The organism is Enteractinococcus fodinae (genome assembly GCF_031458395.1).
Lineage (GTDB): Bacteria > Actinomycetota > Actinomycetes > Actinomycetales > Micrococcaceae > Yaniella > Yaniella fodinae.
Genome location: NZ_JAVDYJ010000001.1, coordinates 716,495 through 739,306, shown reverse-complemented (window position 1 = coordinate 739,306; position 22,812 = coordinate 716,495). Strand labels below are relative to the sequence as shown.

Below are 22,812 nucleotides of genomic sequence, written 5' to 3'. Positions count from 1 at the left end.
CAAAGAGTCTGGAGCTGCAAAAATCGCAGGAGTTCTATGCCATCATGTCCACCTACGCGGGCCGCTCATATACGAGCTTTTATAGTCACACCTATTTGGCACAGGTGTAATACAACCGGCGGTCTTCGGTACGCATTACCTTACAGAGTTTCCGCTCGCATTTGCAAATCGAGCACCAGAAACGAAAACACTGCCTCCTGTCTAGCTCTCGATGAACTGGTCAGGAAGCCAAACCGGACGGATGACCAGCATCATCTGACGACGATGTCGAAGTTCTGGTTTCATGGGTGTCGGGTAAGCGTCGATGCCGTGCTGTTGAAGCCTCAGCCGCGTAGCGCAGGACGCCTGGGATGCCCTCACACTGATAGACCGCCCGTTGTCGGGTTGCTCCGGTACCTTCGGCCAGCAACAGCTCTAGTCCAGCTCGAACTAGTTCATCATCACCGAAAGCTTCGATATATGGGAGTGCGTGCTGGAAGGCTTGCCATACTAGCTTTTTGGCAGGGTACGGAGTGCCGCTAAACGGATCGAGCAAACGTCCTGTCAGACCAAACTTTGCTGCTTGCCAAAGGCTCACATCAAGTAGCTCGACCTGGGGTTGGGACCGTGGAGGTTGATCGACAGCGGCACTGACCAGACCACGGATGAGGGCCGCCAAGACAACGGCGTCTGAGACCTGCAGTTGCACATCACAGGCCCTGACCTCAATGGTGGGGTGACGGTGCGACAAGCGTGCCAACCAGCAAATACCACCGTGGTCAGTGACCACATCGCTGGCCAACAGTGCTTCGACGCGCCTGGTGTAGTCCTCAAAATCCTGGAAATATGGGGGCATGCCACTGACCATCCACCGGCGGTAGTGAATGGTCCGCCAGCTAGCGAAACCGGAATCTCTGCCCTGCCAGAAAGGTGAATTCGCACTGAGCGCCGTCAGCAAGGGCAGCCACGGGCGAAGACCGTTGAGCGCTTGTACGCCTGCTTCCGGGTTAGGGATGGTGACGTGGACGTGCATCCCGTTAATGTATTGGTCCGCTGCGATGCCGGGGGCGAGCTCTGCTAATTGGAGGTACCGGTCCGCATCGCTGATCGTTGCGCCGCGCCCATCGATCCGAGGTGCAGCGCCCACCGGCACTGCGGCGATGTTGAACTGACGCGTCACGGCGGCCAGTTCTTGCCGAAAAGCTAACAGGGCCTCAGTGGCAGTTTGCGTATCTCCCAAGACCGCTGAGGCGTGCTCGATCTGACATCGAAGCCACTCAAGTGTGGCCTGGCCACCGGCTACGGCAATGTGTTGTAAGGCGGCCGTCTGATGCTTCGTGGGGGCAACCGGGAATAACGCGTCTTGATCAACGAGTAAGAATTCTTCTTCTATCCCCAGCAGGGTCATGGAGTGACAGTAACACGACGCACCCGGCTGATACTAGAAATCTTCTGCTGCTATCTGCCGTGCTGATGCGCTCATACCGGTAGAGGTACTCCTGACCGTTGGGTGTTATTCAGCGTCCTTGATATCAAGCCGTGCTTGGCCGACAAGAAAGGCCAATTGAGCTCCGTTATCAGCGTCAGCTTTTTGCATAGCACGCGTCACCGTGGATTTGACGGTATCCGGTGCGATGTTCAGTTCCGCACCAATCTGCTTATAGGACTTGCCGTGTCCGATAAGATGCGCAACTTCCAGTTCGCGCGGTGCTAATGCGGCGATACGTTCCCTGGCTTGAGCGATTTCGGGCGCGGTGGAGGGACGGAGAAAGCTTTCAATGAGGCGGATAGTGGTTTGCGGTGAAACCATAGGCTCCCCGTCTGCTGCCGCACGAAGCGCTGGGAGTAGTAGTGTTTCGGCATCGTTTTTGAGAATAAAGCCGACTGCCCCAGCCTCGAGTGCCCCGCGAGTATACGACTCGAGATCGAAACTTGTGGCGGCCAGAACTTTGGGTGGGTTAAGCAAGTTTTGGACACGTCGAATAGATTCCACGCCGTCGATCTCACCTGGCAGGTAGAGGTCCATGACGACCAAATCAGGTCGAGTATCGCGTATCTGCTGCAAAGCATCCAGCCCGTTTGTCGCGGAACCGACCACTTCCATCGTCGGGTCAGCTTCGACAATGGCCACGAGGTTCCGCAGCGTCATGGTCTCGTCGTCTACTATCACTACCCTGATTGCCACACGGAAAGCCTAGCACCGCGGGTGGGACACGTTTAGAGTGCTTCGACCGACTCCAATGTCCAGGGCAGATGGACTGTGAGCCGAAAGTGCTGAGGAAGATACTCTTCTTGGATCCTTCCGCCGAGGAGCTCGGCCCGCTCTTTGATGCCCAGCAACCCGGTGCCGGTCCCGCCCGCAAAATGATGCTGCGCGTCGCGTGTGTTGGTGAACTCCAGCAATAGGCCTTCCCCGGGCTGCCCTTCCAGCCGAAGGTTCACACGTTTATCGGTGCTGTGACGTAAAGCGTTCGTTAGGGCTTCCTGGGTAATCCGTAATACGGCTCGTTGCAGCGCGTCTGGGGCGGCCTCGTAGTTATTGAGCATGATCTGCGGTTGAATGGTCAGACCTTGGTGCACAGCGTCATCTAAGAGGGCTTTGAGGTCCTGGAACCCACTGGGAGCGACCGAAGGAACTGTTGGTTCTTTCTCGCCTTGGGCTCTCAGTGAGGTGACGAGGGTTCGGAGATCTTTGAGCGCTTGATCCGAATAGCGTTTCGTATCCTGCAGGGCGCTGGTGAGTTCCGCATCGTGGCTGGTAGCTAAAGATTTTTGCATTTGGCCAGCCTGCAAGGACAGTGCGGTGAGGCGTTGGGCGAGCGTATCGTGCACCTCCCGCGCCAAATATTCGCGTTCCGTCTGGCGGGTCATTTCCGATGAGAGCACTTCGCGATCGTGTTCTGCTGCTTCAACGGTATCGTGTGCTTGGCGCATTCGGCGGCGGTGGCGGGTGGTAAAGCCAATGGACAGTACGAGCCCCAGCGTTGCAAATCCGAAAGTCAGTACCACCAGAGCTGCGACAGTGGTATCGAAGTCGGCTTCCCAGCGCCACAGCGCAAGAAGATGCCAGACAATATTCACCACGATGGCGGCCAGTCCTACGCCGCTGATTATCCAATGCCAACGGTAGTGTGCTCGTACAATCCACACGGTCAACCCAATGGCCAGCACATACGGATCGCCTTGCAAGATCACCGCGTAAAACGCTCCGGTGATGATCAAGGCCAGCGGGATTTTGCGGTACCACGGAATCAGGAGCAGTAAGAGGTAGCCAATGACGAACCGGACCGCCCCGAGATCGGAAATCTCATCATAACCAGCTCCGCTGAAGTTTTCGGGTGCGGTCAGTGTGGCAAGAACGGTCACAAGGGAACCGACGAACATCATGGCAGCACGGACCACGATGGCCAGTATTGCGTGCCAGAAGCGAGAGTTCTTCGTCGGTGTCGTCATGGTCTCACAGTCTAGTCAGCGTATCGTTTGCCGTGAGCACCCCTTCGGTGGTGTTGAGATACCCGATCGGGTATGAAGGTTTACCCGGTTCGTGGTGTATCCCATCTCGCTGAGTTCCTAGCGTTGTAGGTGTTCAGTTTTCTCACACCTATTCGAAAGGTCGCTATGTCTACGAGTACACAACTGCACCCACCGGTTCAGGAGCACAAATCGCGCAACACGGTGGGACTCATCGCGTTGATCACCGCGATTGTGGGCGCCGTGTTCGCCGTTATCCCTGGAGCAGTCATTATTGGGTGGATTCTGTTGCCCATTGCGTTCGTATTATCGATCATCTCGTTGTTTATGAAAGATCAAAAACGCGGTCAGGGCATCGCGGCCCTGATCATATCCATTGTGGGGACCGTCATTGGGTTCATCGTATTTTTCGCAGTGGTTGCTACCTCGGTAGATGAAGCCTTCAGCGAGGATGTTGAGATTCAATCACCCGCAGACGGCGCAACCGAGGCCGACACCGAATCTGATGAAGACGCCTCCACGGACTCTGAGGAGCACGATGCCCCAAGCGGAGAAGAGGGCACCAGAGACAACCCGTTAGCTCTTGGAACCACTGTCGAAAGTGGTGACTGGGAAGTGACCGTCAACGGTGTCGATCTGGATGCCACTGATGCGATTATGTCCGAGAACTCGTTCAACGAGCAACCAGCCGACGGCAACGTCTATGTCATGGCTGATGTAACGACCACCTATATCGGCAGTGATCCGGAAGGCGAGACCCCTTATATCAGCATCGAGTATGTCTCGTCGGGCGGTAATTCGTTTGCCAGCCATGACGCGATGGTCGTGACGCCGAATGACTTCGACTCATTCGAAACTCTCTACGAAGGTGCTTCCACTTCAGGCAACATTGCGATGGAAGTCCCCCAGGAGGACCTCGAAGCCGGGACACTACGGGTTTCGCCGGGTCTTTTCGGTGATGCAGTGTTCTATGCGGTCCAGTAAGAAATGCACATAATGTTTCAGGTGCACAGATAGCACTGCGGGCCGGGGAAATGCTCCCCGGCCCGCAGTGGCTTCAGTACCCAAACTCGTTGGGTACGGTTTATTCGTCGTCTTCTGGCAGGACGCGAGTCACGTTTGGATCAACTGGAACGCCAGGCCCAAAGGTCGTGGCGACAGTGGACTTGGTGATGTAACGGCCCTTAGCAGCGGATGGTTTCAAACGAATGATTTCATCCAGTGCGGTGGCGTAGTTTTCCGTCAGCTGTTCAGCGGTAAAGCTGGTGTTGCCAATGATGAAGTGCAAGTTGGCGTGACGGTCAACGCGGAAGTCGATCTTTCCGCCTTTGATGTCTTTGACTGCCTGAGCAACGTTGGGAGTGACGGTTCCGGTACGCGGGTTTGGCATGAGGTTTCGTGGGCCCAGGATTTTACCAAGGCGACCAACGAGGCCCATCATGTCAGGTGATGCAACGGCGGCGTCGAAATCGGTCCAACCGCCCTGAATGCGCTCAACCAGGTCATCCGAGCCAACGAAATCTGCGCCAGCTTCTTCAGCTGCTGCAGCGTTGTCCCCTGTCGCGAAGACAACAACACGGGCGGTTTTACCGGTTCCGTGTGGCAGGTTTGCGGTACCACGTACCATCTGGTCTGCCTTACGGGGATCGACGGATAGTCGCATGGCGACTTCAACGGTGGTGTCGATGGATGATGGGTTGATTTCTTTTGCTAAAGCGATTGCTTCAGCTGGGGCGTACAGGCGATCTTCGATCTTTGCCGCGGCTGCTCTGTATGCTTTGCTGCGCTTTGCCATCTGCTTTTTCTCCTTATGCAGTTGTGGTGTCAACGGACCGCGCTCGGCCCTACCACGAAAATGTGAGAGGTGTTGAGGTTAGTCCTCAACGGTGATGCCCATGGAGCGGGCAGTTCCGGCAACGATTTTGGTTGCGGCGTCGAGGTCATTGGCGTTGAGGTCACGCATTTTGGTTTCGGCGATTTCTTGCGCCTGGGCCGTGGTGATCTTGCCAACCTTGACGGTGTGCGGAGTACCAGAACCCTTGTCGATGCCGGCAGCTTTTTTGATCAGCTGTGAGGCAGGCGGGGTTTTGGTGATGAAGGTGAACGAGCGGTCTTCGTAGACGGTGATTTCAACCGGCACGATGTTCCCGCGCATGGATTCGGTCTCAGCGTTGTAGGCCTTGACGAACTCCATCATGTTCACACCGTGCTGACCAAGTGCTGGGCCAACCGGTGGAGCAGGTGAAGCTGCACCCGCTTCGATCTGGAGTTTAATCAGACCTGCGACCTTTTTCTTTGGGGCCATTTTGGGGTCCTTTTCTTTTTCGGATAACGCCAGCCACAGGAGCGTGGGTGACGGGGCGATCACCGTGGCGCGGTGATCTGAACACAACAAGCCCGAACAAAGCTTTCGGGCTTGTCGTGAAGTCTGTTATGGATTTATTCGACCTTGCTGACTTCGTGGAAGCCGAGGGTCACGGGGGTTTCACGTTCGAAGATGGTAACCAAGACCACCAGCTGCTGGGATTCGACTTTGACTTCCGAAATCGTCGCTGGCAGCGATTCGAATGGACCCTCTTTGACGGTGACCGAGTCGCCAACTGCGAAATCGACAGTAACCTGGGGTGCTGCCTCTTGGGCGGCTTCGCCCTTGAGTGGAGCGCCAGCTTTTTCGGCTTCTTTTGCGGCTTCTTGCAGCAAGGAGGGTGCCAGCATGTCAAAGACTTCTTGCTGGCTGAGCGGGACAGGATCGTAGGCGTTGCCCACAAATCCGGTGACACCCGGGGTGTGACGAACAGCAGCCCAAGCGTCTTCGGTCATCTCCATGCGAACGAGCACATAGCCGGGCACACGTACGCGGTTAATCACCTTGCGTACGGTGTTTTTAATTTCGACGACTTCTTCCATCGGAACTTCGATTTCGTAGATGTCGTCTTCGACTTCTAGCGTTTGAATACGAGTTTCCAGATTTGCTTTCACGCGACGCTCGTAACCGGAGTACGTGTGAATGACATACCATTCACCCGGTGCGCGACGGAGCCGTGAACGGAGTTCTTCTTCGACCTGTTCTGGCGCTTTGACTGCAGGCTCGTCAGCTTCAGCGGGTTCTTCGACCTCGTCTTCGACAGGCTCTACGGCGTCTTCAGGTACCTCGGGAACTTCAACATCGGCGGTGACTTCGTCGAGAAGTTCTTCGCGCTCAATATCTTCGGCAACGTCGGAGGGTTCGCGGACTGCGACCTCACCGTTATCTGCTTCGACAGCCGGGACCTCGTCGCTGTTTTCGACATTGGCAGCTGCCTCGGCTGGTTCCTGTCGTTCGTTTGCAACGTCGTCGGTGACATCTTCGACCACGGCGTTGATGTCCTCAACCTCGGGGTCGATTTGTGGTTCGAGTTCGTTCTCCGACACTAGGTATCCTGCTTTCTCAACGGTCAATCACGGGTATGTACCAATATCTTCACTACGGGAAGTTCACCCGCGATACAAGTGAAGTTAATTAGAGGCCGTCAGAACCACCGAATACCCAGGACGCACCCATACCGAACAGCCAGTCGAGCAGGCTCACCAGCGCGATCACAATAACAACGAAGACCAGTACCACACCGGTCATTTTGATGAGTTCTTGTCGGGTCGGGGTGACGACCTTGCGCATCTCATCGACGACCTGGCGCAGGAACATCATGATGCGAGCAAAGACCCCACGCTTTTCAGCGGTTTGGGATGACGTAGACTTGCTCACTAATCCTCGCTCATATTGTTTGTGCTGATAGGTTCTTCGATTCCTTCGAACCTCATGCGCAGGGCAGACAGGACTCGAACCTGCAACCTACGGTTTTGGAGACCGTTGCGCTACCAATTGCGCCACTGCCCTAGGGTCAACCGCACACAAAAACTGGTGTGCGACCTACACCAGAGTCCAATCATAGCCAATGTGCACGCCCTCGACAAATCGGAGGGTCCTTACAGCACCGCTGGTGCAACGTGACGACGTCAACACCGAGCTTGTACCTGGGGCGACTACAGTACTGTTAACCCCTGATTTTCGCAGCTCATTGCCTGAGCGAGCACCCTGAACGAAAGGCCGAGGCCATTTATGGTTGAACCAGCACGTCGTGTATCTGCCCGTCTGCAAGCAATACCTGAGTCAGCAACGCTGGCAATTACCGCCAAAGCCAAGCAGCTCAGAGCAGCCGGTGAACCCGTGATCGGTTTCGGTGCTGGAGAACCAGACTTCCCCACCCCGGACTATATTGTGGAAGCAGCCCAGGCGGCCGTCGTTGATCCGGCCAACCACCGCTATACCCCCGCAGCCGGCCTACCGGAGCTTCGGCAGGCAATCGCCGATAAGACACTGCGCGATTCTGGCGTTGAAGTTGATGCAGCACAAGTGTTGGTCACGAACGGTGGCAAGCAAGCTGTGTATAACACCTTTGCCGCGCTCACCGACCCCGGTGATGAAATTCTGCTGCCTGCCCCGTACTGGACCACTTACCCAGAGTCCATCAAACTTGCCGGTGGCACCCCGGTCGATGTGTTCGCTGGCGCTGAGGCCGAATACAAGGTCACCGTCGATCAACTCGAAGCAGCTCGGACCGACCGGACCAAGGCCGTCGTTTTCGTCTCGCCTTCCAACCCGACCGGTTCGGTCTACACCCCAGAGGAAACCCAGGCCATCGGCCAGTGGGCACTCGACAACGGCATCTGGGTCATCACCGATGAGATCTATGAGCACCTCGTTTACGATGAGGCCGTCTTCACGCCCATCCTCAAAGCCGTACCTGAACTGGCAAATCAGACCGTCATCCTCAACGGTGTGGCCAAAACCTATGCGATGACCGGCTGGCGCGTAGGCTGGATGATTGGCCCCACCGATGTCATCAAAGCAGCATCCACCCTGCAGTCGCATGCAACATCGAACGTGAACAACATCGCGCAAAAGGCTGCCATTGCTGCCGTGTCCGGCCCCCTAGACGCCGTCCATGAAATGCTGGAGGCCTTCGACGAGCGACGCACCACGATGGTCAATATGCTCAACGATATTGTTAGTTTCGTCTGCCCGACGCCAAAAGGGGCATTCTATGCCTACGTTGATGTCACTCAAGCATTAGGCAAAGAGATCGCCGGGCAGCGAGTGGATACCTCGACCGAACTTGCCGCCGTCATCTTAGAAAAAGCCCAAGTTGCCGTCGTACCGGGTGAGGCCTTTGGTAAATCGGGGTACATTCGCCTGTCATATGCTCTGGGCATGGATGATCTGGTCGAAGGTGTCTCCCGCATCCAGAACCTGATGAACGGCTAGCCGCAAGCGCGCGCCACACGCTTTACTTCGCCCGCAAATACGCCATAGACTCTGAGTTTATGGCGTATTTGCGTATCACGGAGGCGGCTGCATACCTGGGAGTCTCTGACGATTCTGTCCGACGGTGGATCAGTAATGGCAAGCTCGAGGCGACCCAGGATGCCACCGGTCGGCAAGTGGTTGCTGGCCAAGATATCGCTGCCTTGGCGCGAGCAGCAGCCGAAGGGCGTCCCAATGTGCCTGATGAACTCGCATCGTCTGCCCGCAATAAATTCACCGGCCTAGTCACGCGGATTGTGGCAGATAAGGTGATGTCTCAGGTAGAGCTCCAGTGCGGCCCGTTTCGGGTAGTGTCGTTGATTTCAACCGAAGCGGTCGAGGAGCTCGGTCTGGAAGTCGGCTCCCCCGCGATTGCCACGGTCAAAGCCACCAACGTTGTCATCGAGACCACTGGGTTAGCTCCATGAAGCGTTCCACTGTGACAGGGACTTGGCTGGTTGCCTTCGCCCTTACCGGGTGTAGCGCAGACGGTCACGACCCATCGCATGCATCAGAGACTGAACCGATCCGGGTATTCGCTGCAGCATCCCTGCAACCATCTTTTGAAGAAATCGCAGCAGAGTTCACCGCAGAGAACCCTCATCTCGAGGTTGATATAAGCGCTGCGGGATCATCGACATTAGTTCACAACCTACACGCCGGAGCGCCAGCTGACGTGCTCGCCACAGCCGATGAAGCCAGCATGCAAGACGCTCACGACGCTGAGCTCACTGATCCCAACAGTCATGAGGTCTTTGCCGCCAATACGCTGGTGGGCGTTGTGCCAGCAGATAATCCAGCGCAGGTGAACTCCTTGGAGGAGGCCACCGAACCCGGGGTGAAGCTGGTGACGTGTGCACCTCAAGTGCCCTGCGGTGCGTTATCGGAGTCTGTGGCGCAGGCCGCCGGGGTTGCCTTGCGCCCGGTGTCCGAAGAACATCAGGTCGTGGACGTGTTAGGTAAAGTGCGCACCGGTGAAGCTGACGCTGGGTTGGTCTACGCCACTGATGCACGGCTTGCCAGCGAAGAGGTTACGGTCTTTCCCATCACACAGGCCGAACAACAGCGGAATCTCTACCCGATCGCCCGCACCACCGACACCGGCCACCCGGAAGAAGCTGATGCCTTCATCGAATTTGTACACAGCGAGCGCGGCCAGGCGATCCTTGCCTCGCACGGCTTCCTGAAACCGTAGCGAGGTGATGTGGTGACGGGGGTGAATTCATCAAGGCGGCAGCGGCAACAGCACGTGGTTACCCCGCGGATCCCCGCCGTTACGATGGCAATCGCCCTGGTGGCGGGGGTGTTTCTGTTGGTGCCGTTCATCGCGTTGCTGACCGGTATCACCTGGACGGAGCTGCCCGCACTTTTGACCAGCCAATCCGCTGTCGATGCATTGTGGTTGTCGCTGCGCACCGCGACCGTGGCCACGCTGATATGTATCGTCTTAGGTGTGCCATTAGCTTTGGTGCTAGCGCGCACAGACTTTCCGGGCCGTAACTTGACTCGAGTGATCGTCTTAGTGCCGCTGGTGATCCCCCCGGTAGTGGCTGGCATTGCCCTGACTGAAGCATTCGGCCGGCGCGGGCTGATTGGTGAGCACCTTTCTGTGTGGGGAATCGAGATCGCATTTAGTACTACCGCCGTGGTGTTAGCCCAAACCTTTGTGGCGCTGCCGTTTATGGTCACGACCTTAGAATCGCACCTGGCATCGGCAGGCCAACATTATGAACGGATCGCTCAATCGCTGGGCGCATCAACGTGGCGGACCTTTTCCACGATTACGCTGCCGTTACTGCGGCCCGGTCTGTTATCCGGTACGGTGCTGACCTTTGCCCGAGCGCTGGGAGAGTTCGGCGCGACGATCACCTTTGCGGGATCACTGCAGGGCACAACACGGACCATGCCGCTTGAAATCTATCTGGCGCGTGAGACTGATCCAGACTCGGCTGTCGCCTTATCGCTGGTCTTGATCTTGGTGGCCGTGCTCGTCATTGCGGTGGCCTACTTCCGTCCCAGCACACAGCGGAGCTGACCACTATGCCGACGCCCACTGCAAGCACACCCACTCAGCAACCTCGACTTGACGTTGCCCTGACGGTAGCCACCCGTGATGTCGAGGTACGGTTTACTGTTGGCAGCGGAGAGACCCTGGCGCTCGTCGGCCCCAACGGAGCGGGGAAAACGACCACGCTCCAAGCATTAGCCGGCTGGCTTATGCCCGACAGCGGTTACGCCCACGTGGACCAGACCGTGTTGTTCCATTGCCCTGTCCCCCACCAACCCCCAACTGTGTGGCTGCCAGCCGCCCAGCGCAACATCGGGTACTTGTCGCAAGATCCAGGACTGTTTCCGCATCTGACGGCACGCGAGAACATCGCTTACGGTATGGACCGAGCAGGCATCACACGCCGGCGGGCACGACTCGAAGCGGCCGAAGCATGGCTTCAACGAGTCGGATTGGCAGGGTATGGCAATCGAAGGCCCGCCCAATTGTCTGGAGGACAGGCCCAACGTGTGGCCATTGCTCGTGTGCTTGCCTCGGGCCCACGTGTTGTCCTGCTCGATGAGCCGTTGGCCGCCATGGATCGAGATGCTGCCCCGGCCCTTCGCGAATTACTCGCGGAGGTCCTGCGCGACCAGACCGTCGTGCTGGTGACCCACCATCAGTCCGATGTCGAAGCGCTCGCCGATGAGGTGCATCACCTTGACCCTGGCGTCTCGCCGTGGGAATAATCGTGCGGAATCCGACAAGAACCCTGAGGCGGGTAAGCTTAGACTTTGGCTACTGTGCCAGCAACCGCATTTCGATCACGCTGAGAGGCTGAACCTATGTTGCGTACCATGTTCCACGCCAAGATCCACCGCGCCACCGTTACCGAAGCAAACCTGCACTACGTTGGTTCGGTCACCGTGGACCAGGACTTGCTCGATGCCGCCGATATTCTTCCCGGTGAGCTCGTATCGATCGTGGACATCACCAATGGTGCGCGACTCGAAACCTACACCATCGCCGGTGAACGCAACTCTGGTGTCCTTGGCATTAACGGTGCTGCCGCCCACCTGATCAATCCGGGCGATCTGGTCATCCTCATTGCCTATGCACAGATGGAAGATGCTGAAGCACGCACTTACGAGCCGAATATCGTCCACGTCGACGAACACAACCGGATTATCAGCCTCGGCAACGAGCCTGCAGAAGCCCTCCAAGAGGGTACGCAGCGGCCCCCGCGGGCTCGCACCCTTTCTGCAGCGCGCCACAATTAGTTCTCTTAGACTGCTTCTCCCGCGTGTTTGCGCGGGATTGTTCATCTATCCAGCCTTTTGCATGCGTTAGAACGGCCAGTGTCTGCCAGGCAATTTCGCCGTGCCATTTCGCTATCGCGCCGACAGAAGCCACGTCACAAATCGATTAAAAATCCCGAAATCTCGGCGAAATCGTGTGTGAGCTGTTGAGCGTGCTGTGACCTGCGCGTATGGTGGTCCACATCCTGCCCCACATGTGGGGCCCGTCACTCGAAGAGGAAATGCACCACGGTTGACCACCGCGTTTGCTTCATAGGTGTTGGTTTGCGACCGGTGCGCTAAAGGATGGATAGTTTATGTTTGGCAAACTCTCACACACCAAGAAAATCACGGCACTTTCGGCAGCGGCACTCCTGGCACTCACTGCCTGTGGGGATGGCGGCGGTGCCGACGAGGGCGGCGAAGCCGCAGATACTGGAAACGGTGAAGTCATCACCGTCGGTATTGCCGGCGAAGTCCCATACTCCTATCTGGATGACGAAGGCAATCCCACCGGTGCGACCGTTGCCCTGGCTGAACGAATCTTTGGCGACATGGGCTATGACGTCGAAGCAGAGCTGGTCGACTGGGACAACTTGATTCCGGGGCTGAATGCAGAACGTTTCGATGCTATTTCAGCCGGCATGTCCATTACACCCGAGCGGTGCGAAGAAGCCGCATTTGCCGAGCCGGAAATCATGTACACCACCGCCCTGGTGGTCGAAGAGGGGAATCCCTTCGACGTGCATGATCTCGATGATGTTCTAGAGGCCCAAGAAGCCGGTGAAGATATCACCTTAACGACCCTGACCGCGGGTATTGAAGCTGGTTACGCCACAGATCTCGGACTGGATTACGACGGTGTTGGCAGCGCCGACGAAGGTATTGAAATGGTCGAAGGTGGTCGCGCTGATGTGTTCGCAATGACCGCGATTTCACTGAACCAAATGGCATCCGAAACCGAGGGCCTGGAAGTCACTGAACCGTTTGTCCAAGAGATCGACGGGGTACTGCAATACGGTGCAGGATCGACGGTCTTCCGCCAGGATGACACCGAACGGCTCGACGAATACAACGAGCATTTGGCAGAACTCAAATCCAGTGGTGAGCTCGGTGAGATCCTGGGCGAATTCGGCTTTACCGACGCCGAGGTCCCGCCCGAAGAGATGACAACCGAAGCACTGTGCGCAAACGATCTGGAAGCACTCCAGGATATCGAGGAGTAACTTCACCGATCACCGGTTCCTCACAGCTCATGCTGGCCTCCGGGCCGGCATGAGCTGTTCACAAGATTGGAAAGCGAGTTCTTGTGAGTTATCTCGATGCGTTATCGATGCATGGGCCCCGGCTTTGGGACGGTTTTCTCCTTACCCTCCAGCTGACCCTGGTTAGCGGACTGTTGGCGTTCGTCGTGGCTGTCGTACTTGGTCTGATGGCCGGCAGCACCAAGAAAATCGCCCGGATCCCCGCTCGAATTATTATCGAATTCTTTCGTGGCACCTCGTTGCTGGTGCAACTGATGTGGCTGTTCTACGTGCTGCCGCTGTTTGGACCGAGCCTGGGAGCGATGAGTGTCGCGATCTTTGCTCTCACGCTCAACTACGGTGCCTACGGCGCCGAGGCGGTGCGGGCCTCCTTGACCTCCGTGCCTCAAGGGCAGTGGGAAGCGACCGTGGCGTTATCCATGTCGTGGCCCCACAAAATACGCCGGGTCATTTTCCCCCAAGCGTGGGCCCTCATGCTCCCCTCACTGACCAACTTATGGGTCCACCTGCTCAAGGGCAGTTCCATCGTTTATATCATTGGCATGAGCGAGTTCACCTTCGAATTATTGCAACTGCGCCGGACTACCGATTGGTTCTTCGCCTTGGCCGTCGTAGGGCTCATCGTCTACTTCTTGATCGCCTTGATCCTGACACAGCTGATGCGCCTCTTAGAGGCCCGAGCCAAACACAAGCTTGGGTTAGGCCCCAGTCTCAAAGAGGTGCTGTCGCCGGTCCCGAAAGCACAACAAACCCCAGCTGAGCCAACTCCCACAGCTGGAGGTGGCCGATGACTAGCTCGCTTCTGTTGGCCGCAGGCCTGTCCGCAACCGTAGACACCCCAGACATTGATGACACCACGAGTTTTTGGCGCTGGGACTTCGCCTGGGAAGTTCTGCCCACGATGCTCAGCTCATTCCTCCAGGTCACCTTGTTGGTCACCGTGGTCGGTACCATTATCGCTTCCGCCCTCGGGCTCGTCATTGCCATCATGATCCGCCTCTTGCCGCGCCCGCTGGCGTGGCTTGTGGAGTGGATCGCGAACTTCATCCGGATGACGCCAATCGTCGTCCAGTTGCTTATCGTGTTCTACGGTTTCGTGTGGATGGAACCGATGACCATCGCCCTGATTGTGTACGGCGTGCATTATTCGACCTACATGTCCGAGGTCTATCGCGCCGGTATCGATTCGGTCCCCCGTGGCCAATGGGAGGCATCGACTGCACTGTCGATGTCACCGGGCCGCACCTGGCGGCGGGTGATCATTCCCCAAGCACTGCGGTCCACTGTGCCTTCATTAGGCAACTACGCGATCTCGATGTTCAAAGACACCCCGTTCTTGATCGCTATCTCGGTCATGGAAATGGTCACCACGGCCTTGGAAATCGGTGGCTTTACGTACCGCTACATCGAAACCATTACCATCGCCGGCGTGATCTTCCTCGTCGCCAGTTACTTCACGGCCGTGCTCGTCAATCGATTGGAGAAACGTCTTGCCTACGCCCACTGATTCCGGCACCAGTCCTCAACCGGTTATTGAGTTCAAAGATGTTGAGAAGCGCTTTGGTGACAAGACCGTGCTCAAAGACCTGAACTTCTCAGTGGAACGAGGAGAACGGGTCACGCTGATTGGGCCATCCGGTTCTGGCAAAACTACAATTCTGCGGCTGGCCATGACGCTGGAGCACCTCACCGACGGGTACATTTTCATCAATGGCGAACCACTGGTGTATGAGCAACGCAATGGCAAACGGGTACCGGTGTCGAATCGCGAACAAAAGCGGTTGCGCACCCGCATCGGCATGGTGTTTCAGCAATTCAACCTCTTCCCGAACATGACGGTGATGGAGAACATCGTCGAAGCCCCTATCCACGTTCTGGGCCTCAAGAAAGAGGAAGCGCGGAATCGCGCCCATAAACTATTGGAAGACGTCGGACTCCCGGAGAAGGCTGACGCTCACCCCACTGAACTTTCGGGCGGTCAACAACAACGCGTGGCCATCGCCCGAGCCTTAGCCATGGATCCACAGATTCTGCTGCTCGATGAGGTGACCTCTGCATTGGACCCGGAAGTGGTGGTCGATGTGCTCGAGGTGCTGCGCAACGTCGCAGCCACCACGGACGTGACGATGTTGATTGTTACCCATGAGATGAGTTTCGCCCGCGATGTTTCGCACCGAGTGATGATGTTTGATGGCGGCAAAGTGGTCGAGTCTGCTGACCCCGAAACCATTTTCACCAACCCGGCGCAGGAACGTACCAAGAAATTCTTGTCGGCGGTACTGCGGGACAGCTGAGCTGTCGTGTCCGCAGCACCGCCCGTGAGAAGGTCATGACCCCATGCGCGTCGCGCCAGATGCCACGCCAGCCTCGTCCGGCCTCTGCCCTGCACGCCGCCGGGTGACAGCCCGCCAGATCGTCACCACGATCATAATGCCCAATAGCACCGCACCCACATACCCGTTGAGCACGTAGACAATGTTGACCATTTGGTCGAATGGCAACCACAGGCCGATGACGGTGCCAACCAATGCCAGCGCAATGGTGAGGTATTTATACCGGCTCGTGCCGTCGGGGTAGACACGTGATGAGACGGTCCACAGCAGCGGGATGGCGGTCGTGTAAATCCCGGCAAGGATCATCAAGGAAATCAGCGATGCCACAAACGGCGCAATGTCGTTGGCCAGCACCAGCATTGGGATCTGCATTCCAGCCACACGTTCAATATTGGCTAATAAGCCCATCCCGACCAGCACACAGGCCAAGGAGAAGATAATTCCGCCCCATAGACCACCGGCCCGCGCTTCGCGCTGGGTAGGCACCGTCTTGCCCAAGGCCGTGAGAAATGCTGCAAGCCACAACATGCAGAATCCGACATAGCTAAGTCCTGCGATGATCCAATGATTCGATGCCTGCTGGACTTCGAGTTCACCCACAATGTTGTGGCCGGCTAATAGTCCGGTGTCAGCGTTGACGATCCCGACGATACCGAGTCCGATGGCGATCACCACGATGATCGGACCGATCTTTCCGATGACGTCGACTAGCGAGTTGAGCCCGAACATTACGGTGATCACGACAAGTGTTGCCAGCCCAAACCCACCGACCCAGGTGGGCAGATTGTAGTGTTCCTCGAAGACCGCACCCGCTCCAGCGACCATGACGGTAAAGGATAAAAAGACGAAAAGGATCGAGAAGTAGTCAAAGAATTTGCCGCCGAATCTTCCCGCGTAGTACTCAAAAATACGCGATGGCTTATCGAACTGTTCCCGCTGGCCTACCGCCAGGAACTGGATCGAGACAAAACTTATCAGGACTAACACGATAGCCCCGGTGCCGAATACGCCCCAAAAACCATAGGAGGCGTAGTACTGCAGGATTTCCTGCCCGGTCGCGAAACCAGAGCCAATCAGAAAGGCCATGATAGCTCCGGCGTACGTGAGTATTCTGAGAACGCTGGAGCGTTCAGTCGAAAACAAGTGCGTTTTCTTTTGTCGTCGTGTTTCTGCCACGGTGTCTGCTTTCAAAGTTGTGATTGATGTCTGATATATCTCACCGAGAACATGAGGTATATCACTGCCTGATAAGCATAAAAGCAATGGCTGTGAGCGTCAACACGATTCTAGTGCAGCGTGGGTGAATCTTGTGCCCCACCGAATCATCTGCGGCCAGGTATTAGGCGCGCGGCAGGGGTGTCATCGGCAATCGTGTCGCGTTAGGCTAGACCCGATGTTTACCGTGGCAGGTGCGGTAACAATTTCCAGTTTGTAGCGGAGGCGCATGTGTCTAAGCACGACTTGAATTCACCTGGTTTATCGAGCGCGAATCAGCGCATCGTCTTATCAGCCTGGGCGCGATCGCTGCAGGAAGACGCAGCGAGCTTCCATGTAGCCAATGAAGAGCCTACGAACCGAAGACGTTTTGAAATTCCGGCAGATCCAACGCTGGAGGATTGGGATCCGCACACCGCGACATTTATTCAGCTGTTCAATATTTCGATCCTGTATGGGCCGCAATGGTTTCTCGATGCCGCGCGCGACATCGATGACGAGGTCCTGGGGCTAGAATCCACGATGCTGCGCCTGGGCTATGGGGCCGGGGCCCGCTCACTCGGTGAAGAAGTGCTCTACTATGCCGAGGACATCCCGTTCTACGACGATGCTCGCCTCAATGTCACCTCACAAAGCCGGGATGTGCGACGCCTTGAAGCCGCGTCTCCCCCGGATGACACGATTTCCATGCCCTTGGATGCGCTCGATCACTTCTTTACGATCGCAGCCTTCGGGCAAGGTGCCGAGCCCATCGCAGGGGCAGGCTATGACGTATTTTCTGACACGGTCGGCCAACTGATGGTCTTAGTGTCGGCAGCACAACGCGGCAAGGGTTATGGGACGTTTATGTTGGCCCGGGCAGCCGAAGAATGCATGTTCGACGGCCTACTGCCGCAGTTTGTCGCTCAGGTCGGGTCCGAGATCGGCGAGAAGATGGCCAACGATGTCGGCTTCCTGCTCTGCGGATATCGCACCAGTATTACCTTCGACTAGCGACGTCGCAGGTTCGAGAGTCCTTGAACGCGTCCGACCACTTTTCCTGCCGTAGGAGGGGTCAAAATCTGTTGTGCTGCGGCAGTGAAGTTTGGTTCCTCGTCCGTGTCAGCGCCCTCAGGTGGCATTTCCCGAATGATCAACTCAGCTTCGGGGTCGGTATTCCGACGAATGATTGCCGTGCCGACCGCACCCATCTCGTGGTGCATCCCCACTGACTTCAAGGTGCCGATGGACCTGGCCGAAGCCATGGCCGCCTGATCGTCACCTTCCGGGCGCACTATAATGTCGGCTCCGACTTCTGGCACACCATGGACCGACCCGTCAATGAGCAGCCCTACTAGCCGACGTGGCGGATGACCGAGGTTGTGCACGCGTGCGACGGTTTCTTGGCCTTTGTAGCACCCTTTTTCAAGGTGCACGGCGGTGCGCAGCCAATCCAATTCGTGCGGAATCGATCGCTCATCCGTATCAAACAGCTGCCGTGGTCGACCGGCCGCGATACGTAATGCTTCGGAGGCCATGGTGCCCGCCAGACGGAAGCCGGCCGGCAAGTTTTGGACGGTGTCTACCAAGGTGTCGGCGGCCAGAATGTAGAGTCGCCAGCTGTAATCTTCGTCCACGGCGGGATGATTTTCAGGGGTGTCGGTATAGGCGTACCCACCAGGAGAAACACCCGGCCACGGATCAATCCACATTGGCCCTTCAAGCCCAGGGACTTCGTCGGTGGCGCCTAACAGCGCCAACTCGCCGGTGCGGTCGGTGATGTCTACCCGGGCAGCAAACTGCATCCGCGTCAACCAATCCAACAGTGTGGCATTCATGGTTGGCTCGGTGATGAGGTATGCAGTTTCTCCGTCATCGTGGATTTTCACCGCGATCTCAATACGGCCCTTCAAATCCAGAAAGAGGGCTTCGGTATTAATGGGCGCAGCCATACCCAGCAGTTGTTGAGTCGTCAGGGTTTGAAGGAGCGAGAGCCGATCGGCACCGGTGATGGTGACAACACCGTAGTGCGACAGGTCGACGACGGCCTGGCCGTGGGCCAGTGCGCGTTGTTCTTGAGCGGGTTGACCGTAGTGGCCGGCAACGTAGTGGTCAACCGAATCTGCTGCCACCGCTCCGTGTATTGCGTCGGGACCGCTAAGTAGCGGTGAGGTGGCGGGCGTGTATTCGATATGTGTGACGTCAAGCATAAAACTCAGGTTTCGTGTTTGCCTGGCAGGTGAGGTTTGCCAGGCGGGAGGCGGCCATCATTTTCAGATGGCATTTTGTCCAGGATACCGGAGGCGTGCGGCTGTGGCTGTTCGCCTTCAGCTTCGACCACGTCCCAGCGCCAGAACATTTGGCCATTGACCAGCCCGTAGATGCGGTTGGCGGAATGATAGTTCCCGCTCAGGGTGCCCAGCAGGACTGCGTCGGCGTTGAGTTGGATCTGCGGTCCGCGCACGATCCCGTAGTACAGTTCCGACATCGAGCCGGGGTGGGTGATCGTCGCGGTGATCGGGAAGTCTGTTTCGTTTTTCCGTAGTTGTTCGACGTCTGCTGCCGAGCGATACGCCGGAACAATGTCGGCGGGCTTCATGCCCGGTCCCACGTCGGCGCTATGGCGCTGCCGGTCGATCGCCCAGTAGCCGGATTCAAATGTCAGGGGACGAATCAGTGTGCCGTCCTCTTCAGACAGCCAGGTTTCAGCCCGGTACTGCAAAAAGGGTAGCCCGGTTTCGGCGAAGTCAACGCGCTGGTAGAAGATTTCCGAGTCTTCTTCACCAGCGCCGAGGCGGCCTTGACCTTCCCAGGAGCCGATCACCCAGGCTAGCGGCGCCAGTTCTGGTAACAGGTCATACGGAAGTTCGATAGCCACGTTGGTATTTAGCGTTGACCCTTGTAGAGGTTACGGATGACCAGGATGGCGAACAGCGCCATACCGACGCCAGCCAGGCCCACGAGGACGGTGAAGAAGATTTCTAAAGCTACAACAGACATAGGGCTTAGTTTACTCACAAACTTGGCTCGGGACGATTCGGTGTGGTCAATTATTACCAGGGTAGCGCGTGGATAACAAAGTAGCTGACCATCCCGGGGACGATCGCTCTTGCGGAGCCCACCGCGACTGCAGTCAATGGGTGACCTAGCGCGGCTTGTGGTGCTTCGGGGCTGTCCGAAAAGCTATCGACCAGAGCCACCATCAGCGCTGTGATGGCACTGGCGATGACCGCAGGAACCGACAGTGGCCCGGGTCGGAAGAATTGCAGGGCCACGGCGACTGCTGTTGCACCCACAATGGTGAGGATCATTCGATTCCGGCGCCGCGTAGGTACCAAGGTAACTAGAGCTGCCACGGCTAAGGCGGCTAGCACGGTCAACATCAACCAGGTCACTCCGGTAATTCGCTCGACACCATAAGCACCGGCTGCAACCTCGTATTTGTTTCGCAATAGCAGGGCCCACCCGGCCGCGACCCCTGAAATCACCGCGCCGACTGCAAACATGGCAGTCGCCAGCGAGCGCTTGACGCCACCGGGCAAAGTAAAGGTTTGTATGACAAACATCAGGAGCACGCCCAAGGCTATGGCGCCCCCAACCGGAGCCAACCATAATTCCAGTGCTCGCTCCGAAAATCGCGTCCCAAGCGGCAGTAAACTCACCAGCCACACGGCCAGTAACCCGGGCACCGCTAGCCCGGCACTGACGCTCCAGCGCGGCTTGGCGTTGACCGTCACAGGCCACGCCAGGGAGAAAACGACAACCAGGAGGGACACGACCAACGGCCCGGTGAAGGTTGGCAGGTTCGGCAAAAAGATCGTGACGACCGCGAGGATTGCGGCTGCGGCAACCGTGGTGAAAGCTGAAATTGTTCTGCGCACCTACCTATCATGGCACGTAGCGCAAAGAATCTTGGGCCGAAAGACAAGTGTGCGCTGAAGAACTAACTGAACAGTTATTCTGGTGACATGACTGATTTGCGCGTGTTGCGTCCTTCCGAAACCCCCGATGAATTGTCTAGTCTTCGCACTCTTACTGCTCGCGGAGTTGCCGCCGATCACAACGAACCGTTTGGGGATCAGACTTGGGTTGAACTCACTTCCGGCAGCGCGTGGTTGATTACCACCGGTGCGTCGGAATTTACGGGTGCTTCAGCCGTGGTCATCCCGACTGACGAGACTCAGCCGGTATTAGTCGAACTTGTGGTTGAGCCGGATGCTCGCGGTGCTGGCCTCGGCCGCGCACTGGTCGATGCGACCAAGACCCTCATCACCCAGGAAGCCAGCAAGGATCAGGTCGTGACTGCGTGGTCCCACGGTGATCATCCTGCCGCTCGCGGCCTAGCGGCTCGCGTCGGGCTGGAGCCGGTACGTATCTTGTATCGCATGGCTGTGGACATTGATCGCGAATCCTTTGGTGACGTCAACGTGCCGGCTGGTTACACGATTCGCACTTTCGAGCCCGGCTCCGATGATGCCGCGTGGCTGGAACTCAATGCCACGGCTTTTGCCGACCACCCAGAACAAGGGCAGCTGACCCAGAAAGATCTGGACGCCAGAAAAGCAGAGGACTGGTTTGATCCGGCTGGCTTCTTCATCGCTGAAGACTCCACTGGCACCCCGGTGGGATTCCATTGGACCAAGACACCCGTGGGCTCACACGCCGGAGAAGTTTACGCGGTGGGAGTGCATCCAAAAACGCAGGGCACTGGGTTAGGCAAAGCCTTGACGATCCATGGGATGAACCATCTGGCATCGTCTGGGCTAGAGAAGATTGTGCTGTATGTTGATGATGAGAACCGCCCGGCGGTGAACTTGTACAATTCATTGGGCTTCGGTGTGGAAAACACTGACGTCATGTTCTCCTCCACGAGCTAAGGTCCATTCATGCGCCCGGCAAAACGCATCGGCAAACTCACCACCACCCGCGCGACAGCAACCACGACTGACGAAGGCACCAACGCGAAAGTCTTGGCAGCCGGTACCCTGCCCTGGCGTATTAAAAGTGGACAACTGCAAGTCCTTTTGATTCACCGCCCCGAATACGACGATTGGTCGTGGCCCAAGGGCCGCCTGGGCGCCAACGAGACCCTGCCCGAAACAGCCTGGCGCGAAACCAAAGAAGAAGTAGGCCTGAACCTCTCGCTTGGTATCCCGTTGGGTGTCATCCGATACAAGAATCCCACTGGCAAGAATCGCAAAGAGGTCTGGTACTGGGCGGCACGAGTCGACGACAAAAAACCAATAGTCGACGGCACAGAAGTCGATGACACGCGTTGGGCGACAGTCGAAGAAGCTCGCCAGCTGTTGTCTAAAAGCGTGGATCACAAACCGCTCGACATACTTGCGGAAGCCTACGATGCCAAGCAGTTAGCCACCATCCCGTTCATTGTGTTGCGGCAGGCAAAACCAATTCCGGCCGAATCGTGGACCAAGGACGAAGTGGATCGCCCACTGGCCGAGTCCGGGTACACCCAGGCCAAGGCGGTGGCTCGCCTGCTGCGCGCGTGGAAACCGACCCGTATCGTGACCTCGAAGTACACGCGGTCGCTAGAGACGATCGCACCCTATGTCAAAAAACATGGAGGCAGCGTGCGCACCAAACGCTGGTTGAACATCAAAACGGCCTCCAGCCACCCCAAACACTTGGCACGCCGTCTGCATCAGGAGCTCAAACGGCTGGAACCGAGCATGATTTGTTCGCAACCGTCGGTCATCAAACGCGTGCTGAAGGAGATTAAAGCACTCGTCAAAGATGATGAGACCCTCATCAACGCGAAGATCATTTCCTCGGGCAAAAAGTCCAACCTGGCTTCCGGTTCGATCCTGGTGGTGCACCGTGCCAAACACCAGGGCGGACGTATCGTCTCGATTGAGCGTTATGACCCGTTGGTGAAATAGCAAACGACCACCACCGACCGTACCGCCCGCCACGACGCCTTGGT

General features: G+C 57.1%; 25 protein-coding genes and 1 tRNA gene. 14 read left to right on the top strand and 12 right to left on the bottom strand.

Annotated elements, in window-relative coordinates:
* Positions 1-220: 220 nt before the first annotated feature.
* The 3 genes from J2S62_RS03480 to J2S62_RS03470 form a co-directional block, all read right to left on the bottom strand.
* Positions 221-1,387: a carboxylate-amine ligase gene (locus tag J2S62_RS03480; RefSeq protein ID WP_310171444.1), complete on the bottom strand. Its 1,167-nt coding sequence runs from the start codon at positions 1,385-1,387 to the stop codon at positions 221-223.
* A 105-nt stretch (positions 1,388-1,492) separates the two neighbouring features.
* Positions 1,493-2,164, bottom strand: a complete 672-nt coding sequence (locus J2S62_RS03475; RefSeq protein WP_310171442.1) for a response regulator transcription factor — start codon at positions 2,162-2,164, stop codon at positions 1,493-1,495.
* A 32-nt stretch (positions 2,165-2,196) separates the two neighbouring features.
* Positions 2,197-3,432, bottom strand: coding sequence for a sensor histidine kinase (locus J2S62_RS03470; RefSeq protein ID WP_310171440.1), 1,236 nt, complete (start codon positions 3,430-3,432; stop codon positions 2,197-2,199).
* A 165-nt stretch (positions 3,433-3,597) separates the two neighbouring features.
* Between J2S62_RS03470 and J2S62_RS03465 the strand changes: the two genes are divergently transcribed.
* Positions 3,598-4,434 (top strand): DUF4352 domain-containing protein, encoded by an 837-nt coding sequence (locus J2S62_RS03465; RefSeq protein ID WP_310171437.1) that lies wholly within the window; start codon positions 3,598-3,600, stop codon positions 4,432-4,434.
* A gap of 100 nt (positions 4,435-4,534) precedes the next feature.
* Here the strand turns inward: J2S62_RS03465 and rplA are convergent, their stop codons facing one another.
* The 5 genes from rplA to J2S62_RS03440 form a co-directional block, all read right to left on the bottom strand.
* Entirely contained in the window at positions 4,535-5,245 is a 711-nt protein-coding gene (rplA, locus tag J2S62_RS03460) for a 50S ribosomal protein L1 (protein WP_310171434.1), read from the bottom strand.
* Positions 5,246-5,323: 78 nt separating this feature from the next.
* Complete coding sequence (rplK, locus tag J2S62_RS03455) at positions 5,324-5,755, bottom strand: 50S ribosomal protein L11 (RefSeq protein ID WP_310175699.1); 432 nt, start codon at positions 5,753-5,755, stop codon at positions 5,324-5,326.
* 134 nt (positions 5,756-5,889) lie between these two features.
* Positions 5,890-6,861, bottom strand: coding sequence for a transcription termination/antitermination protein NusG (gene nusG / locus J2S62_RS03450; RefSeq protein WP_407649886.1), 972 nt, complete (start codon positions 6,859-6,861; stop codon positions 5,890-5,892).
* Positions 6,862-6,949: 88 nt separating this feature from the next.
* Complete coding sequence (gene secE / locus J2S62_RS03445; RefSeq protein ID WP_310175694.1) at positions 6,950-7,135, bottom strand: preprotein translocase subunit SecE; 186 nt, start codon at positions 7,133-7,135, stop codon at positions 6,950-6,952.
* A gap of 116 nt (positions 7,136-7,251) precedes the next feature.
* Positions 7,252-7,324 (bottom strand) — tRNA-Trp (locus J2S62_RS03440).
* A 222-nt stretch (positions 7,325-7,546) separates the two neighbouring features.
* Between J2S62_RS03440 and J2S62_RS03435 the strand changes: the two genes are divergently transcribed.
* The 10 genes from J2S62_RS03435 to ehuA all read left to right on the top strand — a co-directional run bounded on the left by J2S62_RS03435 (position 7,547) and on the right by ehuA (position 15,635).
* Positions 7,547-8,752 (top strand): pyridoxal phosphate-dependent aminotransferase, encoded by a 1,206-nt coding sequence (locus J2S62_RS03435; RefSeq protein WP_310171432.1) that lies wholly within the window; start codon positions 7,547-7,549, stop codon positions 8,750-8,752.
* 59 nt (positions 8,753-8,811) lie between these two features.
* Complete coding sequence (locus J2S62_RS03430) at positions 8,812-9,219, top strand: TOBE domain-containing protein (RefSeq protein WP_310171430.1); 408 nt, start codon at positions 8,812-8,814, stop codon at positions 9,217-9,219.
* Between the two features lie 11 nt (positions 9,220-9,230).
* Positions 9,231-9,986, top strand: coding sequence for a molybdate ABC transporter substrate-binding protein (gene modA / locus J2S62_RS03425; RefSeq protein ID WP_310171428.1), 756 nt, complete (start codon positions 9,231-9,233; stop codon positions 9,984-9,986).
* A 12-nt stretch (positions 9,987-9,998) separates the two neighbouring features.
* On the top strand, positions 9,999-10,826 hold the full coding sequence (locus J2S62_RS03420) for an ABC transporter permease (protein ID WP_407649885.1): 828 nt from the start codon (positions 9,999-10,001) through the stop codon (positions 10,824-10,826).
* 5 nt (positions 10,827-10,831) lie between these two features.
* A complete protein-coding gene (locus J2S62_RS03415) occupies positions 10,832-11,527 on the top strand; it encodes a sulfate/molybdate ABC transporter ATP-binding protein (RefSeq protein WP_310171426.1) in 696 nt (231 codons plus the stop codon).
* Positions 11,528-11,623: 96 nt separating this feature from the next.
* Entirely contained in the window at positions 11,624-12,058 is a 435-nt protein-coding gene (gene panD / locus J2S62_RS03410; RefSeq protein ID WP_310171423.1) for an aspartate 1-decarboxylase, read from the top strand.
* A gap of 335 nt (positions 12,059-12,393) precedes the next feature.
* Positions 12,394-13,302 carry a transporter substrate-binding domain-containing protein gene (locus tag J2S62_RS03405; RefSeq protein ID WP_310171421.1) on the top strand — a complete coding sequence of 303 codons (909 nt, stop codon included), beginning with the start codon at positions 12,394-12,396 and terminating at the stop codon, positions 13,300-13,302.
* A gap of 83 nt (positions 13,303-13,385) precedes the next feature.
* The gene (locus J2S62_RS03400; RefSeq protein WP_310171420.1) at positions 13,386-14,132 is read left to right on the top strand and encodes an amino acid ABC transporter permease; all 747 of its coding nucleotides are present in this window, start codon (positions 13,386-13,388) and stop codon (positions 14,130-14,132) included.
* Positions 14,129-14,848, top strand: coding sequence for an ectoine/hydroxyectoine ABC transporter permease subunit EhuD (gene ehuD, locus J2S62_RS03395; RefSeq protein WP_407649884.1), 720 nt, complete (start codon positions 14,129-14,131; stop codon positions 14,846-14,848). The genes J2S62_RS03400 and ehuD overlap by 4 nt, the downstream gene beginning before the upstream one ends.
* On the top strand, positions 14,832-15,635 hold the full coding sequence (ehuA, locus tag J2S62_RS03390; protein WP_310171419.1) for an ectoine/hydroxyectoine ABC transporter ATP-binding protein EhuA: 804 nt from the start codon (positions 14,832-14,834) through the stop codon (positions 15,633-15,635). The genes ehuD and ehuA overlap by 17 nt, the downstream gene beginning before the upstream one ends.
* Positions 15,636-15,668: 33 nt before the next feature.
* On the opposite strand, the gene J2S62_RS03385 is transcribed toward ehuA, so the two are convergent.
* Positions 15,669-16,760 (bottom strand): YkvI family membrane protein, encoded by a 1,092-nt coding sequence (locus J2S62_RS03385; protein ID WP_310171417.1) that lies wholly within the window; start codon positions 16,758-16,760, stop codon positions 15,669-15,671.
* Between the two features lie 360 nt (positions 16,761-17,120).
* Between J2S62_RS03385 and J2S62_RS03380 the strand changes: the two genes are divergently transcribed.
* A complete protein-coding gene (locus J2S62_RS03380; protein ID WP_310171415.1) occupies positions 17,121-17,882 on the top strand; it encodes a GNAT family N-acetyltransferase in 762 nt (253 codons plus the stop codon).
* Here J2S62_RS03380 and ygfZ read toward each other — a convergent pair.
* From ygfZ to J2S62_RS03365, 3 genes are all read right to left on the bottom strand, one after another.
* The gene (gene ygfZ, locus J2S62_RS03375; protein ID WP_310171414.1) at positions 17,879-19,078 is read right to left on the bottom strand and encodes a CAF17-like 4Fe-4S cluster assembly/insertion protein YgfZ; all 1,200 of its coding nucleotides are present in this window, start codon (positions 19,076-19,078) and stop codon (positions 17,879-17,881) included. The genes J2S62_RS03380 and ygfZ overlap by 4 nt on opposite strands.
* A 5-nt stretch (positions 19,079-19,083) precedes the next feature.
* Entirely contained in the window at positions 19,084-19,746 is a 663-nt protein-coding gene (locus tag J2S62_RS03370) for a nitrobindin family protein (RefSeq protein WP_310171409.1), read from the bottom strand.
* Between the two features lie 175 nt (positions 19,747-19,921).
* Positions 19,922-20,749, bottom strand: a complete 828-nt coding sequence (locus J2S62_RS03365; RefSeq protein ID WP_310171407.1) for a hypothetical protein — start codon at positions 20,747-20,749, stop codon at positions 19,922-19,924.
* An 87-nt stretch (positions 20,750-20,836) separates the two neighbouring features.
* Between J2S62_RS03365 and mshD the strand changes: the two genes are divergently transcribed.
* Together mshD and J2S62_RS03355 are read left to right on the top strand one after the other, a co-directional pair.
* Positions 20,837-21,745 (top strand): mycothiol synthase, encoded by a 909-nt coding sequence (gene mshD, locus J2S62_RS03360; protein ID WP_310171405.1) that lies wholly within the window; start codon positions 20,837-20,839, stop codon positions 21,743-21,745.
* A gap of 9 nt (positions 21,746-21,754) precedes the next feature.
* Positions 21,755-22,768 carry an NUDIX hydrolase gene (locus tag J2S62_RS03355; protein WP_310171403.1) on the top strand — a complete coding sequence of 338 codons (1,014 nt, stop codon included), beginning with the start codon at positions 21,755-21,757 and terminating at the stop codon, positions 22,766-22,768.
* Positions 22,769-22,812 lie beyond the last annotated feature (44 nt).

What these genes read in the sequence shown, in the direction of transcription:
- J2S62_RS03435 (WP_310171432.1), top strand. Translation starts at nt 7,547, where the DNA reads ATGGTTGAACCAGCACGTCGTGTATCTGCCCGTCTGCAAGCAATACCT.
- J2S62_RS03385 (WP_310171417.1), bottom strand. Translation starts at nt 16,760, where the DNA reads ATGGCCTTTCTGATTGGCTCTGGTTTCGCGACCGGGCAGGAAATCCTG.
- mshD (WP_310171405.1), top strand. Translation starts at nt 20,837, where the DNA reads ATGACTGATTTGCGCGTGTTGCGTCCTTCCGAAACCCCCGATGAATTG.
- ehuD (WP_407649884.1), top strand. Translation starts at nt 14,129, where the DNA reads ATGACTAGCTCGCTTCTGTTGGCCGCAGGCCTGTCCGCAACCGTAGAC.
- rplK (WP_310175699.1), bottom strand. Translation starts at nt 5,755, where the DNA reads ATGGCCCCAAAGAAAAAGGTCGCAGGTCTGATTAAACTCCAGATCGAA.
- J2S62_RS03355 (WP_310171403.1), top strand. Translation starts at nt 21,755, where the DNA reads ATGCGCCCGGCAAAACGCATCGGCAAACTCACCACCACCCGCGCGACA.
- J2S62_RS03465 (WP_310171437.1), top strand. Translation starts at nt 3,598, where the DNA reads ATGTCTACGAGTACACAACTGCACCCACCGGTTCAGGAGCACAAATCG.
- J2S62_RS03405 (WP_310171421.1), top strand. Translation starts at nt 12,394, where the DNA reads ATGTTTGGCAAACTCTCACACACCAAGAAAATCACGGCACTTTCGGCA.
- J2S62_RS03480 (WP_310171444.1), bottom strand. Translation starts at nt 1,387, where the DNA reads ATGACCCTGCTGGGGATAGAAGAAGAATTCTTACTCGTTGATCAAGAC.
- J2S62_RS03415 (WP_310171426.1), top strand. Translation starts at nt 10,832, where the DNA reads ATGCCGACGCCCACTGCAAGCACACCCACTCAGCAACCTCGACTTGAC.
- rplA (WP_310171434.1), bottom strand. Translation starts at nt 5,245, where the DNA reads ATGGCAAAGCGCAGCAAAGCATACAGAGCAGCCGCGGCAAAGATCGAA.
- secE (WP_310175694.1), bottom strand. Translation starts at nt 7,135, where the DNA reads ATGATGTTCCTGCGCCAGGTCGTCGATGAGATGCGCAAGGTCGTCACC.
- panD (WP_310171423.1), top strand. Translation starts at nt 11,624, where the DNA reads ATGTTGCGTACCATGTTCCACGCCAAGATCCACCGCGCCACCGTTACC.
- J2S62_RS03470 (WP_310171440.1), bottom strand. Translation starts at nt 3,432, where the DNA reads ATGACGACACCGACGAAGAACTCTCGCTTCTGGCACGCAATACTGGCC.
- ygfZ (WP_310171414.1), bottom strand. Translation starts at nt 19,078, where the DNA reads ATGCTTGACGTCACACATATCGAATACACGCCCGCCACCTCACCGCTA.
- J2S62_RS03430 (WP_310171430.1), top strand. Translation starts at nt 8,812, where the DNA reads ATGGCGTATTTGCGTATCACGGAGGCGGCTGCATACCTGGGAGTCTCT.